We start from the raw sequence: 19,063 nt of genomic DNA, 5'->3' as shown, positions 1-19,063 counted from the left end.
GCTCCGGGAGCCACGTTTCCACAATCCTTATTTTTTTTGGATATTTAGCCTCGATGGGACAATTATTCGATCAATTCAAAGATTGCACTTTTTCTAACGAAGCCGAAGTGAGCCAGAAATTCATTCTGCCTTTGCTCACAGGCTATTTGGGCTATCGCCTAGCGGAAATCATACCTGAACGGATCTTTCCGGCAAAGGACCTGTATTCTGGCGTCAATTTTTCTGCGGGCGGTTCAAAAGGATTGAACCACCGGCCGGACTTTGTGGTCTGTATGGACGGGGATCTTCAAAATGCGCGTTTCATTATCGACAGTAAAGGTCCTGCTGAGTCGCTCGATAGCCACTTGGGACAATTGCGGTCATATGCGAACAGTGTGGGCCGTAATTTCATCATGATCACCAACGGCAAGGCGCTACAGATTTTTGACGTGAACAATCTGATCTTCCACAGCAAGGACATGGAAGATCTCCAGCTGAAGCTCGATGAGCTCATCAAGCTGCTTGGCCGAAAAAATCAAAATGCCAAGTCTGCCATCGAGATCCTCCAGACATTGGATCTGGAAAAATCGGTCAGCATATCTGAGAAAACCAAGATAGATGACCTCATCAGGCGGCGCAGGATCCAGCTTTCCGATTTTGCGGCTTATTTCAAGGGCATCAGCTCGGCCTATCAGGATTGGCACCTGCCCTCGGTCCATTTTCGGGCAATCGACAACCTGGATATCAAGGGCTTCGATCCCACTGCACTGTTGAGCTTTCGCAGCCAGAGCGAGACCGAAGAGGTGCTGGACAGCGAAACGGAGCTGAAGTTCGCTCAAATCGAAAACATGGGCGGTCTCAGCGCGCGCGTGATTGTGGGCGAGACCGGCACCGGTAAGACTTCTTTGCTCAAATTTTTGGCTTTACGATCGGCCGAGTGCGCATCGGCCTTATTGGACACCAAGATCCCGGTATATGTTGCCTTAAAGGAAATCGGATTTGGTTATACCCTCGAGCAGTTGATCATGGCCGCTTTACGCCGATATGGCTACCGTGGCGATTCATTTGAAGCACTTGTCCAGGATCATCAGTTTGTGTTTTTTTTTGATGCTTTCGACGAGCTTGCCCAACAGTTCAGGATAGAAGTCTGCCAGGCCATCAGCAACTTATGTGTCCACCACGAATGTTATCTGACCACCAGACCCAATGTCATCCCCAGGATCGGGGGAAGTGCCCGTTTCAATATATCAGCATTAAGGGACGCCCAGGTCGAAGAAATTTCAAAATTTTATCTCACCGATCAATATTATGATTTCCAGCACCAGCTCGAAGTCAATGGGCTCATCAATGAATCTAGGAATATTTTGCTGCTTTTGTTCTTGCTGGCCCTTTATAAGCAGAACGGTAGGATGCCGCAGAGTGTTTCCAAAATCATTTCGGCCATTACCGCGCGTGCCGCGAAATGGAACGATGATAAGCTTGGCAAAAAAAACAGCATATCCTGGAGGGTCTTGAGTGGGTGCCTGGGCGAAATCGCCTATGAGATCTGCGCCACAGACTCATCTTCCCTGTCCCACGGGCGGGCAGCGGAGCTGTTGAGTGGTTTTATCATTGAGCAAGAGCAGCGCCGGATGTTGGCAGTGGGCACAACGGTAGACACCATGCTTATTGCCCTGGAAGAAACCGGACTGCTGATTGCCAATAATGACCACCTTTACTTCTGGCACCGGTTGTTCTTGAACCATTTTGCGGGTCTGGCCCTTACCACCAGGTTCTGCAAGGAAAACAGCAGCCTGGAAAACCTGGTGATGGAAGAACGCTGGGAAGTGCCGATCATTTCGATGTGCTCCGCGCTCCCCGAGATCAGTGCCGTGATCGCGATGCTTAAGAAAAGGCTCTGGTTGGCCGCCTATTGTCTGAGCGAGAATCCTGTCTGCAGTCAGGGATTAAAAGACCAGGTGATCGCGGCATTGGCCGAAAAAACCGGCTCACCGGTATCTGGGGTCCGTAAGCGTGCGGTAAGCTATCTACAGAGCATCGCAGATCCCAAGTGTGCGGAAATCTTGTTGGGGCTTTTTAACACTGTACGATATGACGACGTAACAATGATGGCGCTTCCGGCAATTGCCAGAACGGCTCCGCTCCGGGCACGAAAGATTATCGATGCCCATATAGATTGGGACGAATCTGATTTCTTCCAATGGCGGAGCAGCCAGTCTTATGTGACAGAGGCACTCTCCTACTATGGCGAGGAAGGCTACCTGCAGATCGCTGGAAATTGGGGCAAGTTCAGCCACGCGCCCTTCAATTACACCTGCAAAAAGCTTTTTTTACGTTATTTTGCCGCACATGAGGCCTCTTTAGCCTTAAAAACGGAATTGCAGGCGCTTTACATGAAGGAACTTTCGGCAGGGCACAAGTATGGGGAGAAAGTCGAGGCCATTGCAGAAGTGCTCTCGATGGTCGATGATGCAGATTTTGCCATTGGCGTACTGGATTATGCTTCGAAAAACAAGATCGAGTTTTCCAAACTCAGGAGTGTGTCGACCATCTTGAAAAGCGCTACCGCTCCCAGGCTCGCCGAGGAGATCAAGACGGTTCTGTTAAGGGAAGGAAACGATCGCTATCTGACAGATTGCCTCGCAAAAGCATTGAGGGAAAGTGCTGCTGTTTTGCCCCAGGCGTTTTATTTAGAGATGACCTCGAGCACAAATGTCCCGATTGCTACCTCCGCTTTGGAGCGTCTGGGAAACTATCCATTTGAATCGGTGCGTGAAGAAATCTATAGACACCTGTATGCCGATCAGCCGCAGATGCAGCAGCGGGCGCTCGAGCTGTTGGTAAACAACGGGAAGTTTATCGAACTGATCCGGGAGAAAAAATTCCCCAGCCCATTTTATACCCCGACCGCCCATACCCTTTTAAAAGGGGTGCGAAAGTTCCACCTGATCGAAGCCCTTCCCCTTTTGGTCAAAGTACAGACGGCCCTGGCCGATGAGGAACGCTATGTCTATGAATCTCCTCTTGCATTTGAACTTGCCGGAACGTTTTATCTACTTGGATCTGCTGACCGGCAACGAGAAATCATCTCTTGGTATTTTGACGGAAATGTTTTTCTTCAAAAAGAAGATCATCTGCACAGCAATCTGATGAGAAAGGCAAAGTTCTTTGAGCCTGAACTGGCAGAAGCCCTGGTTGGCTGTTATTACCGGACCTACCTGGATGAGATCCATGCAGATGCGTACGAACTAGAAGTTTTTGTCGAAACTGCCGAAGGGATCGGAGGGCTTTGGATGCGGGAAAAGCTCAAAGAGATTACAGCAAGGATCTTGCTTTTGATCGGACAATCGGACAAGTATCCGCTGCATCGTTTGGAGCGTCTGGTGCGGGCAATGGTCAAAATCGGTCGGCCCGAGGATGAAGATTGGCTACTTGGCATTTTGGGACAGCTGGAATCTGATGAAGGTGGGCAATATGCGCAGCTGCGCAGGGCCATAGAATTCCTGGCCTGCCATGGGAGCCTGAAATCCCTGCCGGTTATCCTGGAAATCGGCAACCGGCATTTACCTGTCGAGGGCTTGGTGGATAGCTGCCAACATGCCTATAACAGTATCTGCAGCCGCAATAAGGTGCCCATTGGGGACGGTGATGCTTTCGGACCAGTCATAACTGCCCGGGCAGATTAAAGTTCGAGGATACCCAGTTCCCTCGCAAGGTCCTGCACGAATTTGCTCAAAGGCCGCTTGTGGATCTCGTGTTCACTTGAATAGTTGCCGATCAACAGGCGTTCGATATCGATTCTGGTTATCCCCAGGCCACTGAATTTCTCAAAAAGGATCTGCTTATATGCCTGGTCATAGGCCTGGCTTTTGATGAGCAGTTCCTGCGCAACATCCGCTTGGGTGCGGTAAATGGAATCGATGCCGAAAAATTTCTCATGCGCCGAATCTTTCGCATCCTTGCGGTTGATCAGGTTGATACCGAGCTGCGCCGTCTTGGGCGACAACAGGTATTTGGCTTTGGCATGGGCATCGAGCTTGAATACGAAGGATGAGCGCAACAGGTCTGCTTCATCGTTGCTGTATAATTTAAAGCGGACAGACCCCTCGCTTTTTCGCCTGTTGCAAGGTGCACAGGAAGGATAAAGGTTAAACAGTGAAATGGCAAGACCGGGATACTGGTTTTTTCCGATATGGTGGTCCACATCAAATCTTGCCGAGTAGGCGCCCTGCTCTTTTTCCATGGCAATGGCCAGCTGGGAATTGCAGTATACGCAGGCCTTGATCCCGATCTTGGCAAAATAAGCTGGATAGAATGTCGTACGCAGGCCCTTGTAGTTTAAGGCCGTATGGATCTTGTTGAGAAAAGCTTTACGGGCTTCCACTGCGGATTGGGGATCCTTTTTAGTGACAGATGGGAGCTTCCCAAAATCCTTCATCAACTCTTCCAACGCTGTCGGCCCGGCAACTATGATGTTTTCATTTGCCTGAAATACCTGGATCAAATTGTTTAAATAAGTTCTGTGCGGGGCATACTTGATCGTATTTTGATCGATTGTCTCTAAGTTTTCCAGGGCCTGTTTATATTGCTCCTCGATCTGCTCGGCAAAAGCGTCCTGTACGGCCTGCACCATTTTAATGTTTACTGCTATCATGATTGGGCTTTTAATCGGTTCAAAAAGTCGATCTGCGATTGGATAAACCCTTGTGAGGATTTAGGGAACGCAAGGCTATAGAGCTCCATCAGGCTTTGGTAGAGTACCGGTTCGCCGATGACCGCAAGGAGCGCCTCGCACTGCGGCCGGGTGAGTATGCCCTCCTTTAAAAAGGCCTCGGGAAGTCCGAGTTTATCTGCAAAACTGATCCGCTCATCGATAACCGGCTGGGTATCGCCGCTGATCAATTCCCGAGGGATATACTGGTGGGCCTTGAGGGAATCGATGAGTATCCCGATCTGTTTTTTGGCATGTTCGCCCATAAAGCCATCGCTCAAAAAGAAGTCTTTTCTCAGCAGTTCGTGGATGTTGGCGCCAAAGCTTTTATGACCATAACGGCTTTCTTCGTCCGCCCCCCCTAGCAGGTGCAGGGTGGAATTGGAAGGAATATCCGAAAGGACAAAGGGAGAATGGGTCAGGATACAGACGTGCAGGCCCTTTATGGCCGACATTGCCGGGAGCTTGTTCAGGTCCCGGACCATATCATCCACGTAACGCCGCTGCATCTCGGGATGGTAGTAGAGTTCCATCTCATCGAGTATGATATTCACGTACCCATATTCTGGCCGTTTGCGTTCTGCCTTGTTCTTGCTTTGCCCGCTATGGGCAACGGACTGGATGTTGTAAAGGTGGTATAGAATGGCATTGCTGTTGAAGATCAGCTGCTGTTCCCCGGAGCTCATCTCACTGAGCATAATGGGCTTACCTTGATAGGTAAACTCAAAATCGACATCAAAAATGGCGGGAAAGGCATATTCGATAAGCTGCGAGGCCTCGATGGACTTTAGATCTTTTATAAAACCGCGCATATATTCCATAACCTGCTCCGTATTGAGTTCCAGGTAATCTGGATCATAGCTACTTTCGGTTTTCCAGATCGTATTGAGTAATTTGGGCTTCGCTTTAAGGTAATTGGCCGTCTGTCTTATTTTTCGGGTGACGTGGCTTTTGTCTTTTTCCAAGAATCCCGAGAGGTCTTTCTCCCCTTTCAGCTCGTCGATCAAAAAGTTATATCCGGAGGATACTTTGGAGATTTTAGCCGATAGGTATTCTAAAGCGGCCACTCCGTTAGGCCTATTGTTTGCCATACTTTCCTTTACGCCATATTTTTCTTTGATCAGTTCCCCATGCTGCACTTTTGCCGCCTTTCGGTCGGGATCTGCTTTGGCGTTCGCTTTGCGGGCGAAGCGAAAACCGGAAATTTTATATTTATCCAGCTGAAGGCTTTTGCCCTTGTGGATAAGCTCATATAGGATCGTCGTGGCCAGCCTTTCCTTGGAAAGCTGCAGTTCTTTGTTGATGTCGACGTTGCCGTCTTCCCGCATGGGGTTGAGGACCAAGGGGGTAATATAGGCATCGTTTTTATGGAAGAGTTTGTTGATCCACCGGCCCGTATGTTTTGCGTTTAGGCCATGATGGGAATAATTCAAACTGATGGTGTAGAAAAATGCCTCCAGATCGAAATCCTCTTTCCAGCCGGCATCGCGCTCGCCATCAGGGAGAAACTGGGATTGGGACACCTTTCCATCATTGCACAGCAGCTCCCGGACCTGCGTTCCGATCTGGTATAAAACCGAGACACGGAAGCCTTCAGTCATTTGATCCTCACGTTTTTGTTCCTCGTCCAGTTCGGTTTGGCCTATTTCGATGTGCTCCATCAGCTTTTTGGCGATCCACTCGGGAAGATCGGTGAAGGTTTGTTCCGCTTTGAGTCCTATTCTGAGCCTATGGCGCACAACCAGATCCAGTAAATAAAGAGAAAAGTCTTTCGGGGCTATAAAGTCCTTTAGCGCTTCTTGTGGGACGGGGTATTCACTGTAAGATAAGCTTGCAGCGGTCAAAAGATGGTACAGTTCACCTTTCAGCCACCTGATGTGGCCGTCCAGTTTTTCGACGCTGGAACTTAACAGGTATTTGGTGCCGAATTTATTTTTGACGCCCGTGAAATAGATCGCCCGGTAGAACAGTTCCATGAGCGTACTTTTTCCGGTCCCGTTCTTTCCCACGACCGCCGAAAAGCTCAGTCCGATGCCGTTGGAAAGCCGGTAGAGCTTTTCCGGTGCCGCTTTCTTTGGATCAACCGTTACCAATTCGACCATGGAACCCTCACCGTTCATTGCAATATGATATTCGCTGTGCAGGCGGTAGGGTTTTCCGGGCTGAAGGGTTTTGGTGTATAGGGTATCGCATTTAGCCAATGGGATAATGGCAATAAGTTTGAAAAAGTTGTCGTCGGTCATTTGTTTAGCGGTTGGCATGGTCATATTTGAAAATTTTGATGCGCCTCTGAGTCTTGATGGACAGCAGTATCGGCTTGGCTGCATACATCCAGCCTGAGTGCACTGAGGATCTGTTTTCCGATCTCTTTATTGAGGTAGCTTTTTGCTGTTTCCGCCTTCCAGGCCTTGGAGATGATCACCCCACAGCTTTTGCTGCCCAGGTCCCGCTTATCGAAATGGCTTTGGCGGTGGAAGTTTCCATCTTGGATATAGTCTTCCCCTGGATAGAGGAGGTAACATTTCACCGCATCAAAGTAATGATGGTAGGCGAACATCTGGCGAAGGTCATCCATACCCACGTTTTTGAGCTGCCCATGGAGGTTCTTCCATTTGGTATCCAGCACGGTGTATCCTTTTGACCCGTCCGGACCGGTTTTTTCGATGATGATGTCAGGTTTAAGGGAGCGGCTGGTGTGCAGGTGTTTCCAGAAGCCGGTCGAGCGCTGGCCATAGATTTTCAGAGTCCCATCGTTGGCTTTCTGCAGCATGCGGTAGATGTACTCTTCCCAAAGCTTGTTCATATCAAAGAGGATGGCAATGGAGCTGCCGGCCCCGCTGCTGATGTCCGGGCGCAGGTTGAGCAGAATGAGTTTGGCGATCGCCACGGCCGAGCGGTAATGGGCGGACTTGCGGTCCAGGCCCAGTTTATCGAACAGCGTGGCGTCTATCTTGATCTCGCTGACCTCGGGAAAATTCAGCAGCAGCTGGTAGCACCGGGAAACCAGGTATTGGTTGTTGCAGATCCTGGGCAGGGTTTTGATGGCCTTGTAGAGGATCTGGTGGATGAGGTGGTTTTGATCATAGCTGGTCTTTTCCACATAAAATCTTTCCTGGTGAACCAGGTTCTTGGTGAAATGCTTTTGCAGCAAAAGCTTTCCTTTTAGCGCGGTGCTGTTGCCCTCTATTTTTTTATAGCGTTTGATCAGGCCGGTATGCAGCAGGAAGTTCACTTCCTGGATGAAGCGCTCGATATATAGGTCCAGGATGCTGTTGCTCTTGAGCCTGAGCGGGGCATCCGAAGCGGTCGGGGTATCCAGCGCGCGGCAGATGCGCAGCATATCGATCAGGATGCTCTGCCATTTGCTCTGCTCGGCCTCCTCGAGGTAATTCTCGTTGTTGTCGGCTTTGGGCAGGATTTCCAGGGTCAGGTCCAGCACCCTGATCACTCCTACCCATTCGCAGAAGCGGATGCCCCCGCGCGTGGGGGTAAAAAAGGGACGTGCCTGTTCATCGTACATCTTCCAAAGGGCGGTGATGTATTTTTCTTCCAATATGCCTTTTTCGCCCTTACCGTTGTGGTAAAACATCAGCTCATCGCCTGCGCGGACGGTCTGGTATTCAAATACTTTTAAGCTCGGCATATCTAGATCTTGCGCACCGCGTTTAGGAAGTTTTCCATATCTTTTTCGAACTTATTGATCCGGTAGACCTTTTTTTGCATCAAAAGGTCTTTGTCTTCGTACTCAAATGCTGCGAAAAGCGCTTCTCCTTCGCTGCCCGCTTTTTCCTCCTGGATGAAATCCGAACCCAGCACGAGTCCGATCTTGCCGTAATCCCCAAAGAAATATTCCTGCAATAACGGGATGACTTTATCGTAGAAGGTAGCATATAGCGCTTCCGGGCCTTCCAGGTTTAAAAAGAATGCATGGCCGATGGTGTGGTCGCGGGAAACAAGTTTTTCCAGTCTCAGGTTGATGCGTCTGAGCATGGCTTTCAAATCGATGCCTGCTACGCTGTTGATCAGTTCATGGTCATCAACAGGCAGCATTTCGCTGAAGCTGAAACGCCTGCGCAAGGCGGTATCGAGTGCTTCCACGCTCCTATCCGCGGTGTTCATGGTACCGATGAGGTAGACGTTGCCCGGAACGCCGAACTCTTCTTTGCTGTAGGGAAGCGTAACTTTTAGCGCTTCGGTCTGGCCCAGGCGTTTGCTGTCCTCGATGCAGGTGATGAGTTCGCCGAAGATGGCCGAGACGTTGCCCCTATTGATCTCATCGATGATGATGACGTAATTCATCTGCTCTTGCGGTTCCTGATCGAAAAAAGCTTTTATTCCGGGGCGGACTTCTCCGTCCTCGAGTTCATAAATAGACTGCTGGCTGATTTTTTTACCAAAGAAATCTTCCGGCGTCTGATTGATGTTTTTGGCCAGCCACTGCACGTTTCGGAACTGGTGGTAGCCGATCTGGCTCTGTTCCTCATAAAAATATTCCCCTGTGATCCTGCCGACCGCATCGATCAAATGGTTGCCCTTGCTGATGATGACGATGTCGCCGATTTTCATGCGCTGGAAAATAAATACGGCCTGGATGTTGTATTTGCTTTTTCCGGCCAGGCCGCCATGGTTTTCTTTGAAAGCGTCACGGAAGGTTTTCCAGTCCTTTATCTTACTGAGCGCCGTAAAATCCTCATCACTCCCATGGCCCAGTGCGATAAGGTCATGCGACAGGCAGTACTCGTGGATGTCAGGGCGGTCCTTGCCGCCGAGCGACATCTTGAAGAACGCGGCTTTTTGGAAGTCGATCGGACCGGCCCCTTGCAGCTCCAGCGGCTTTGCTGCTTTTTGGCAGATGGCCTTGAATATCCCGGGTTCTACGGAGTAGGTCACCGGACCGCCTTCACTGGCCGGTTCCTGGGGTTTGATGCCTTCGATGAAATCCTCATAGCCCATGCTCTGGTGGAAAGTGGTGAAGACGATCTGTCCGGACTTCACCTTGGCATCATAGAGTTTTTTGACCGCGGCCCGGTCGTTCCAGTTTAGCTCCCGCACTTCTTTGCCACCGATGATCTTGAGCGATCTGTTGATGGTCCGGTAAGTCTTTCCGGTTCCCGGAGGACCGAAAAGGATCTGGTTTTTGGGGTGTTTCATAATTGTGGGCCCGCTCTTGGCAGGTGTGATGTTTTTTTGGAACCAGTTTTTTAAATCCAGGATTTCGCCGGATTGTGCGGTGTTGAGTTCAAGCGCTTTGTCCAATATGTCGATAAGGGTCTGGTCGTGCTGGATGTAGTTGAAGCCGATCTGGCCGATGCGCTGTTTATCCTCCAGGTATCCCGATTCTTTTGCCGCCGGGATTTTGTTTTCCAGCACAAAGGACAGGGCTTTGCTGCCCTGCAGGTTTTTTTCGTTTTCGCCTATTTTTTTATCGATGAGCGCGGCATCGCCGTAAAAGCCTACGATTTTGTTTTGGGAATGGAAGACCAGAACCGCCCGTCCCGATAGCTTGGGGCGTTTGGTGAAAGTGGCGTTGCCAAAAATGAGTGCGGGTGTGTTCCATTCGGCCTGCTTGTCGAAGTTCCAGCTTTCCATGGGCGTCCCGCCGTTTTTTACCCAGTCATGGTTGCTTTTATCCTCGCTCGGTGATTTCCAGTCGTTGCTGTTCCAGGTGAGGTTGACCAGGAGTTTGTTGACCAGGAATTTTTGGTAAAGGATGTTGACCGCATCGATGAGGGGATGCTGGATGTGCCGGCGGAAATAGTCCAGGGCAGCGGTGACTTTCTCCAATAGATCCGGGTCGTCCAGGCCGTATGATTCGGTATAGCTCAGGCTATTGCCGTGGTGCCAAGGTATTTCTTTTATTTTCTCCGGTAGCGGTGAAAGGGATTCGATCAGAGACCTGCTGTCTTTTTTGCGCTTTTCAAAATGGATGTCGATGCAGATCTGCGGCCTGTCTGTTTCCTTTAAGGGAACATCGACATCGCGCAGGATGATTTCATAATGCGCGGGTTCTTCGTTGAGTGATTTTCCGTAGTCCGATACCCAGATGTGGTGGTCGGTGTAGACCTCACGGTTGAAGAAATATTGTTGTGGCCTGGACTGTTCGACATGCGGGATAAGCCTTTCGATGAAGTTTTTGAATGGGGAAAGTGTTTTGTCTCCTGTTTTTTCGGGGTATTGGTCGTTGAGCATATTTTTGATGGTTTTACGCTCGAGGGCGTAGATGATGAAGTTGGAGAGGAAGCGGGTAAAGGCCTCGTCTTCGAAGGTGTACGTTTTGGGCAATGTGCCCAGATTGATCTCTTTGCAGTCCTCGGCGATGTCGAGCCTGCTCTGGGCCTGCCGGATGTCGGAAAGATTTTTTCGGCGGTTGGATCCTTGGGTTCCGGTGATGCTGCCATCGTGGAAGAGTTCCAGGGTGCCTCTGTCTGCCCTTGAGAATCTTTCTAGAACGAGCTGGATGAGGTTGCCGGCTCCAGGGTTGGAGATGGCCAGGCAGTTGCCGTTTTCGCGGACGTAATGGAAGATTTCCAGGTTGTGGGTCTGGTCTTTGTATTGTAGTGCCAGCTTTCGGAAGTTATCCGGGCGTTGCAGGCCCTGGTCCTGGATTTTTCTCAGGCCAGGGAGCGCACCGAGGCGTTTTGACGGGTCGAAGAGGGTTTTGTAGAGTTGTTTGATAGGCCCCTTTAGTTCATTAGGGGTATTGGGGTCAAGTTCAATCATGTGGAGCGTTGATGAAAATAAGGCCTTGGCAAATGCTTAAGGTTAAAAGGGCAAAATACGATTATTATGGGTAAAGCTGAAAATTTAGTTGCGCTCAATTCGTGAAACAAAAAATTGATTTTTTTTCCAGAAGGTTATCTTTGAATAAGCCATTCAGGATTATGCGTATTTATTTTGACAGCGACGTTTTCAAAGATCAAAAAACAACACCTACGCAGATACATTGCGTGGTTGGGTGTTTTCTTTGGAATTTGATTTTAAAACATTTGATATATTAGACGAAATATCAACTGAATTCGAAAGAAATGAAAATGGTCAAATTCTAGAAGCATGGAACAATTACAAGAAACAGAAGAAAGCTATTACAAAGTTGCAATAGATAAAGCTTGGGAAGATTTTTATGCTGATAATTTGGATTCAGCGAAAGAAATTTGTGAAAAATTAATCTTGGAATATCCCGAAAAGGTCTACCCTCACTACCTGCTGGGACACGTCTATCTTTCTCAGAAAAAATATCAGGAAGCGGCGGACGAAATACTGATTTCAGATGCGAATGATAATGAAAGAATTAACAGTGGCTGGGCATATTACTGGCTTGGTGAGATCTACAGCGCCTCATCTTTTTTTGGGAATGAAGGTGTTGCATACATTAACGACCCTGAAAAGGCCGACTATTATTACAACCAGGCAAGGAAAGCGAAAACCTACCCGATCCAAACATTACTGCGTCAAAAATATAAGCTCAAAGGGCAGAAAAAAATTGAACTTCTTGAGGAGGGCGTCGCTAAGTTTCCTGACGAGACTATATTCTATATTTTACTCGCTCAACACTACAAAAGCCATGGCATGGCGCAGAGAGAATTAAACAGTCTAAAAACGGCTCTAGACAAAGGGCTTAGTTCAGCGTCACTGTCCTATAATTTGGGGAAGCATTTTTATGCAAAAAAGGATTTTGCAAGTGCCCAGCTCTATTTCCAGGAAACATTAGTTAAGAACAAGGAGTTTCCGAAAGATAATTTTGGTCCAGGATACATGCTGGGAAGATCATTCGAAGAATCCGGATCTACTGAAAAGGCTATTCAAGCTTTTAAAAACACTTATGAGGAATCCATCAATACGCATGATTCCCTTTTTGGTTTTTTTGGTCTACTGAACGTACTGCTAACGATCGGCGATAAATCCAGCATAAAGGAATTGGTTTTAAATTTAAATATCCACAAAGATCTTATCGCGGATGGCGGAAGGCTAACAGGCGGCCCCCTGAAGCTGGCCATCCACGTGGACGACGATATTCAGATGGATAATATGCTGAGCATTTACCGCAATCTGACAAAGCTAAAACTTGATAAAAGAGACGATGATATCTTTAATGGAAAAATTTGGTTGTTACGGTATTTTTTGGCTAAAGAGTTGTCAAAAATAAATGATCAATATAAAGCAATTAAAAATGCATCTCAGCTTCTTAATAGATTTCACTATGATTTCATAACAGGTTTTTTTGCCGATACTTTAACGAATTATTTTTATGAGGATGAGGAGGTGATAAGTGATTTAGATAAGACATATCAGATGCTGATGACAGACTTGGAGGAGGACTATGCCCTCCGCAATCACTTGGCCCATCATATCCAGAAGTTATTCGAGTTATTTTTTGAAGCGAAAGCCTGGCAAAAGGTGATTGATCTGTCCGGATACTTCACGCTCGAGCAAATAGCTGAAGAAGATAGTCTTTTCGAGCTTGCCTACTCGTATGCAGAGCTGAAGGATGAAAAAAATGCCCAAATTATCTATCAAAAATATCTTGATCATGAAGGTGATAATTCTGCTGTATTAAATAATTTGGGTAACATATTTAAAAACCAAAAAAAGTATGATGATGCCATAGCGCTCTATAGACGAGGACTTGTAGTTAATCCGAAGGATGAGACACTGAAACGAAATTTGGAAAATACACTTAAGGAGAAGGCGAAAAACGAGCGTCTGGAGGCTGAAGATAAAAGCCAACAACTCGAATATCGGTCGGCAATAAAGTCTTTAGCGTTTGAAAATGATTACGTCATTGAAAAGCTAACGCAGTTTTTAGAGCAGATTAAAAAAGATGAAAGCTTTAAAAACTGGAAGGTCGCCGTACCAAAGTACAAGTTTCAAAAATTTGCAGGCGTTGATAAGCAGCGTGCGGAATCGTTGGTAAATCAATGGATAGACAAAGGCTACCTGAAACTAACAACGGAAAGGGCAGCTTTCAGTGTATCGGTCTATCAGATAAATCCATTCATCGAACAGGAGTTGAAACGGATTGTAAAACGTAAAATACCCCAGCAATGGATAGATGGTTTTATAAGCATATCTATCGATTCTTTAGAACAAAATGGCTATTTCGACATGACCGAACGAATAGCAAAAGTTACGAAGAAGTTCCGCACTTTCTTTGAGCGCGACTTCAACGAACTCATTCACAATTATCTTCTTGGCCATTTTAAATCGAGTGTTATCCTCTCGGGATCTTTGGTGGAACTTGCGTTAATCTATTTTTGCGAAAGGAAAAAACTGAATTCAATTACTTTCCAGGATGTAAATGGCAAGCAAAAGACGAAAAAGATTTATGATTGTGTGCTGATCGATCTAATAAGTTATGTTGAACAAAACAAATTGTTTGGGTCCGATGTCATTCATTTGAGTAATTTGTCAAGAATTTACCGAAATTTCGTGCATCCTGGAAAAGAATTAAAAGAAATGCTCGATAAGTCTAAAGCTGACCTGTGTTTCATCAGTACGGTTGAAATTCTAAAAAAAATTATTTAATGGTTTGGTGGAGTTGCTCAAGTTCTACCTCACTCTTTATCCGTTGATTCAGAGACGTTTATTTGAATTAAAAAAATTAATTCCTGTTCATAGACACAATCATGATAAGCAAATCATCCGTTTTAGGTGGCAAGCATCTGTAATTTTTTAGCAAACATCAATTTAGCTGCAATTATCCCTTAGGAATCTGGTAAGTCAGCATTTCGAAATAACTGTTGCGCACTTCGCTCGAGCAGGTAACCAAAGAAAATCTTGCGATGTTGGACCGATATCGGTTTATGTTGTCCTCAATCGGCAAATCATGGTCCAGCTGCGAGCATGTCGCGAAAACATATATGGGTTCACGTTTTAAAAATAAATCCACAAACTCTGTTTTTGTTAATCCATCAACACTCCTACCTGCAGCCTGTAACTGATCATAGAGTTTTCCAAAAAATCTCTTATTACCCGATGACTTTGCTTCACTAACCCTGCGGGCGGATATCAGGATTTGGTTGGTCAATTCCCTGACTCTTGCCGTGAATCCGTGCTTGACGTGGATTAAATAAAATTCCTTTGCTGTGTAGTGCAAAATATCGAAAACTTCAACACCGTCGGTAATGAGCTCATCCCCAACGATGTAACCGCTCTGTAGGTCATACTTCATATTATATTCATTCTCATCCAGCATTAAAATGGAATCTTCTTTTTTTGGCCATGGCTCATTAAGAACATTTGGATCGAGTCTAAAGGTTCTGAATATCCTTTCGGTCTGGCTTTTTAAATCATCTACGAATGAATCTTTTATGTTATACCATTTATTATCCAGATAAAACACAGATTCACCATCAACACTCAGCTCAGCACTTATGTGATAAAGGAACATCGATTCGGCTGTTTTTTTATTATCCAGAAAACTGAGTATTCTGACGCCCTGAAGAAAGACCATAATCTCGAAGCGGCTATAGCCATTCACTTGTAATGCCCTATCCAGTACCGTTCTATAGATTAAAGAACGATCTGTAACAGTAGCAAATAAGTTAGTACCATCGTCGCTTTTTTCTTTCAGTTGGAATCTGTTGGCTTCATAAAAGGCCTCGACCTTTTTGGGGTTACAAAAATCAAACTCGAATTTATTGGATTCACTTTTATCGTAGCCCTGTAAAAAAGCGATATGGTTAAAAATTTTGTCGATTAAAGCGTCTTTGTATCGGGTGATCCTACCCTGGTCCTTCACTTCAATATAGGAACTTAAAAAATTTTTGGAGTCCACACCTACGATATGGCTGAGTTCCAAAGCAATTTTGTGTAGGGTATCAAAATCGATTTCTTTTTTGATTTTAAGTGATCTGCCTACCGTAAGTTGAAGCCTTTCGGCAGGCTTTTCCAGCAAAAAACCGAAGTATTCGTCAGTAGTCTTGTGGGCCAGCTTAACACTCATCTCCTCTGGAACCTTCCCGAATTTGAGATAATTGATGATCCGGTAATCATCCCTGAAATGTTCATTCACTTTTATTTTTTGACCGGTTATGCCCCAATATTTGATACCTGTCATTTCATCATCTTCTCGTGAAACAATTTTATCATAGGTATTCAGTCCGAAAGATTGATCAATAAAACCCACTATTGCGGGATAGGCATTTCCTCCAACGATGGCAAAAAGCTCGTTGTACGTCTCAAAGAATAAAATCAGGGAGACTTTCTTCTGAACGAAGTTTTTTCCCTCAGACAATTCTCTAGGCAAAAAACCTGCCCAATCAGATGTCTTATCTTCATCATCAAAAAGATACATGTAATAGTTGATCTGATCCTTGGTGAAGCTATTTACATGAAAATCCTCACTCGTACCAGGTAAACTGGATTTCTCTTTGGCGGTGCGGACGATTGCATTTATTTTCGACAGCGTACTGCTAAGTCCGGTTAACTTGTAGTTATCCAGATCAATTTTAAATATGTTTGGTAGGATGGTCATGAGCGTTTTTAGGTATGTAGCATCATTAAGCCTATTGTCTAAAACATATATAGGTTCGTGAAAATAGGGAGTCGGTCAGAATTAAAGTGATCCTCTCTTATATTAAGCTACAGAAGGGATTACAACGGCTTGGGAATTATTTATGGGTGCCACTGCAGCTTTTACTGCTGATTTAATCAAGTATTGCCTGAATGCATGCGACAAGATTGCCTGAAAGTTAACCACCACAAAAGGAATGACAATTTTATCAAAGTTCTCAGCCGAGGCGATGATGTACTTTCGAAGCATGGTGTGGGCTACTTTTTCATCCTTACAATCCATTCGTATTTTCTCGAAATAGAGTTCAAGTTCATTAGTAAAAGCGACATTGTCTCCGATTCGGTTAAGTTTGGCTACGGAATTATGTACATTTTTGACCAGCTCCATGACCACCTGCTGTAACCGATCTATTCTAATTTCTGAACGGTTCAGTTTACAGATAATTGCCGTTATTTCTCCCCTTCGATCTGCATCGATACCTTTTATGGATATACCTTGGAGCTGAGGCTCGATCTCGAATTCAAAATACTGTTCAATATTGAGGTCCATTTCCGGATGTAGTAAAGCCGGTCGCTCAGCCACTAAATCTTGGTGATCGATCAAGCAAAATGTTCTGTCGAGGTTATTCGCTAGATCAAATTTTGGTGCAGTAACCTGAATACTTCCATTCAGGTAGGGAAACTTGATCCCCTTTCCACCATCTCGGTTACAGGAGATGCATGACGGAAGTAAATTTGACCACTCATATCCAAGCCAATAATAGCCAATTTTTCTTAAGGAATTATTGTATTCGTCGCTTATGGCCCCTTTAGGTCGATAATGTTCGACATCGAGTTTGTAATATCGCTCACAATAGGCACATTTTCCATGATACCATTGATTTAATTTTTCGATCACCCGCGATTCCCTTCCCTGTTGGTCGCCGGCATCATAGGCATTGTTATAAATGGTGGAACTGATGCCTGATGCGCTTCCCGATCTTGCGATGGTTGTGCAGGCAGTGATGGTACTTGCCTTTTGCAAAATTGCTGGTGCGTCAATGAGCTGGTAGCTTCTGGTTACGTTTCTCATCAGGCGCCCAAGTTAAAGAGGTCGTACAATTCTTTCTGTTTCGCATTACTGAGAAAATCATTGATTTCCTGATTGAGTTGCTCGGTTTTTTTGATCTCTCGAAAATCATCTTCAAAGAACGGAACTTCATCTCGTCTTTTTGAATCGGAGATCAGATCTTCGAAACCAAATATTGGTGAAGAGAAAATTGCATTGGGTAATATTTTAGAAAACATGACCTTGTCGTCCATGCGTTCCATGGAGATTTCTCCATCTCTGTTGCGCATTACATAAATCCTAGAATCCCGAGGTGCACCTAATAGCGGTATGGGGCTATGGGTGGTCACGATAAATTGAACGTGTGGAAATACATAGGTCAAGTTGGAAACGAGGTCTTTTTGCCCTTTTGGATGCAAGTGAAGATCAATTTCATCGATGAGGACCATACCCCTGAGTTCACCCGGATCTGCAATTTGAGGCTGTTGGTCATAAAGCCGGAGCAAAATATCCACAATTAAACAAAATACGCTTTTTGTACCAGAGGAAAGGTGTTCCCATTGTGTTGGGAGTACCTCAGAGAAATTATCCTTTCGAGTATAGTATTCCACTGGTCTTCTATCCTCTCCAAGGTGGAATTCAATGTTATATAGATTTGGTACAACACTGGTCAACACATTTTTAATGTGGTATTGTCTCTTTTCAAGCATACTTTGTGCCTTGCGGTCTTTTTTCCAAATGTCGAGCTGTTTATCGATATCTAATAGCGGTGCATTGTCGGAAAACAAGGATGCAAAGCCCCCATTTTTGTTATAGAGCTGCAAGAATTTGGCCTGCGATAGCTTTCTTGAATTGTAAATCCTAAACGGACCGTACATGCAAAGGCCAATGACCCTTGGTCTTCTGAATTTGGTGCCCTCATTTTTCTCACGATGGAAGTCTTGAGCACTGCTTCGGAATTCGCTGCCCAACTGTGCCTCTATTCGGAAGCCCGGATTAGCATTCATCTCGTTGCGGCTCAATGCGCGATGTCCCAGGGCCGTACCTATAGCTTTTAAGAAACTGGACTTGCCCGAACCATTTTCACCGGTGATAAAAATCCATTGGGTCCGTGTAGGGATATCCTGCATCTCGGCAAATTGGATCGGACCTGAATCCTGAACAGAGAATGATCTGATCTTGGAAGGCTTTTCCGTATTAAATGAATCGTCACGTTCAACAATCTCATTATCACGCTCCTTTCGGTCATGATATTTATAGACGTTGTTTCGGCGTTGGCGAAATTCCTTGTGGTCGATATAGCCGAACCCTTCTTCTCCGGGAACGAAAAAATTATCGGCCTGATTTTTAAGAATATGGTCGATATGGGCTTTATCTTCACGAATAAAATCGTCTAACAAGTGTAATGCCAATTGAAGATCACAATCGGAGGCATAATATTTTTTGAACCGGCGGCCTTCGATTTCAAGCCCAAGCTGGTCTTGTAGATGGGTAATAACAAATTCGCGTTTACGATCTGAATCCGAAACGTTGATTTCCAAATATACAAAACCATTGTATGTGACGACAAATATGATATTGGGCGTTCGGTTTTTCCAGTCCATTCCTGACCAGAAAGAGATGGCGAAATAGTTTTCGTTACCGTAAAACCAATAGCCTTGTTCTAAGCGGCTAGCAGTGTTACTTTTGCGATAGGTGTAGGTCAAATCCGTACGATCGAGAGCCCTAAAAACCGCTTCATTGAGTTCGAGAATGTCAATCATTTTGAGAAACGTTGTTTGTGCTAAAGTATAAAATTCTATTTGATTTTAAGC

9 protein-coding genes are annotated in these 19,063 nt (G+C 45.7%); 2 read left to right on the top strand and 7 right to left on the bottom strand.

From position 1 onward, the window contains the following. Positions 1-53 precede the first annotated feature (53 nt). Complete coding sequence (locus tag AB669_RS19585) at positions 54-3,665, top strand: type I restriction enzyme HsdR N-terminal domain-containing protein (RefSeq protein ID WP_047801048.1); 3,612 nt, start codon at positions 54-56, stop codon at positions 3,663-3,665. Here AB669_RS19585 and AB669_RS19580 read toward each other — a convergent pair. From AB669_RS19580 to AB669_RS22375, 4 genes are read right to left on the bottom strand one after another with little or no spacing between them, the layout of a single operon-like run. Then, the gene (locus tag AB669_RS19580) at positions 3,662-4,633 is read right to left on the bottom strand and encodes a hypothetical protein (RefSeq protein ID WP_047801047.1); all 972 of its coding nucleotides are present in this window, start codon (positions 4,631-4,633) and stop codon (positions 3,662-3,664) included. The two genes, AB669_RS19585 and AB669_RS19580, sit on opposite strands and share 4 nt — an antisense overlap. Beyond that, positions 4,630-6,957 (bottom strand): AAA family ATPase, encoded by a 2,328-nt coding sequence (locus AB669_RS19575; protein ID WP_047801046.1) that lies wholly within the window; start codon positions 6,955-6,957, stop codon positions 4,630-4,632. Before AB669_RS19575 ends, AB669_RS19580 begins: the two co-directional genes overlap by 4 nt. Beyond that, positions 6,954-8,333 carry an McrC family protein gene (locus tag AB669_RS19570; protein WP_053058492.1) on the bottom strand — a complete coding sequence of 460 codons (1,380 nt, stop codon included), beginning with the start codon at positions 8,331-8,333 and terminating at the stop codon, positions 6,954-6,956. The genes AB669_RS19575 and AB669_RS19570 overlap by 4 nt, the downstream gene beginning before the upstream one ends. Positions 8,334-8,335: 2 nt before the next feature. Further along, positions 8,336-11,410 (bottom strand): AAA family ATPase, encoded by a 3,075-nt coding sequence (locus AB669_RS22375; RefSeq protein WP_053058491.1) that lies wholly within the window; start codon positions 11,408-11,410, stop codon positions 8,336-8,338. Positions 11,411-11,740: 330 nt separating this feature from the next. Here AB669_RS22375 and AB669_RS19560 point away from each other — a divergent pair, with 330 nt between their 5' ends. Next, complete coding sequence (locus AB669_RS19560) at positions 11,741-14,212, top strand: lipopolysaccharide assembly protein LapB (protein ID WP_047801045.1); 2,472 nt, start codon at positions 11,741-11,743, stop codon at positions 14,210-14,212. A gap of 172 nt (positions 14,213-14,384) precedes the next feature. On the opposite strand, the gene AB669_RS19555 is transcribed toward AB669_RS19560, so the two are convergent. The 3 genes from AB669_RS19555 to AB669_RS19545 all read right to left on the bottom strand — a co-directional run bounded on the left by AB669_RS19555 (position 14,385) and on the right by AB669_RS19545 (position 19,012). Continuing rightward, on the bottom strand, positions 14,385-16,163 hold the full coding sequence (locus tag AB669_RS19555) for a DUF6119 family protein (protein ID WP_047801044.1): 1,779 nt from the start codon (positions 16,161-16,163) through the stop codon (positions 14,385-14,387). 102 nt (positions 16,164-16,265) lie between these two features. Then, positions 16,266-17,273, bottom strand: a complete 1,008-nt coding sequence (locus AB669_RS19550) for a hypothetical protein (RefSeq protein ID WP_053058490.1) — start codon at positions 17,271-17,273, stop codon at positions 16,266-16,268. Continuing rightward, positions 17,273-19,012 carry an AAA family ATPase gene (locus AB669_RS19545; RefSeq protein WP_047801043.1) on the bottom strand — a complete coding sequence of 580 codons (1,740 nt, stop codon included), beginning with the start codon at positions 19,010-19,012 and terminating at the stop codon, positions 17,273-17,275. Before AB669_RS19545 ends, AB669_RS19550 begins: the two co-directional genes overlap by 1 nt. Between the last annotated feature and the right edge of the window lie 51 nt (positions 19,013-19,063).

The organism is Pedobacter sp. BMA (genome assembly GCF_001027745.1).
Classification (GTDB): Bacteria; Bacteroidota; Bacteroidia; order Sphingobacteriales; family Sphingobacteriaceae; genus Pedobacter.
Note: the sequence above shows the minus strand (reverse complement) of the source record. Positions and strands in the feature narration are given on the sequence as shown.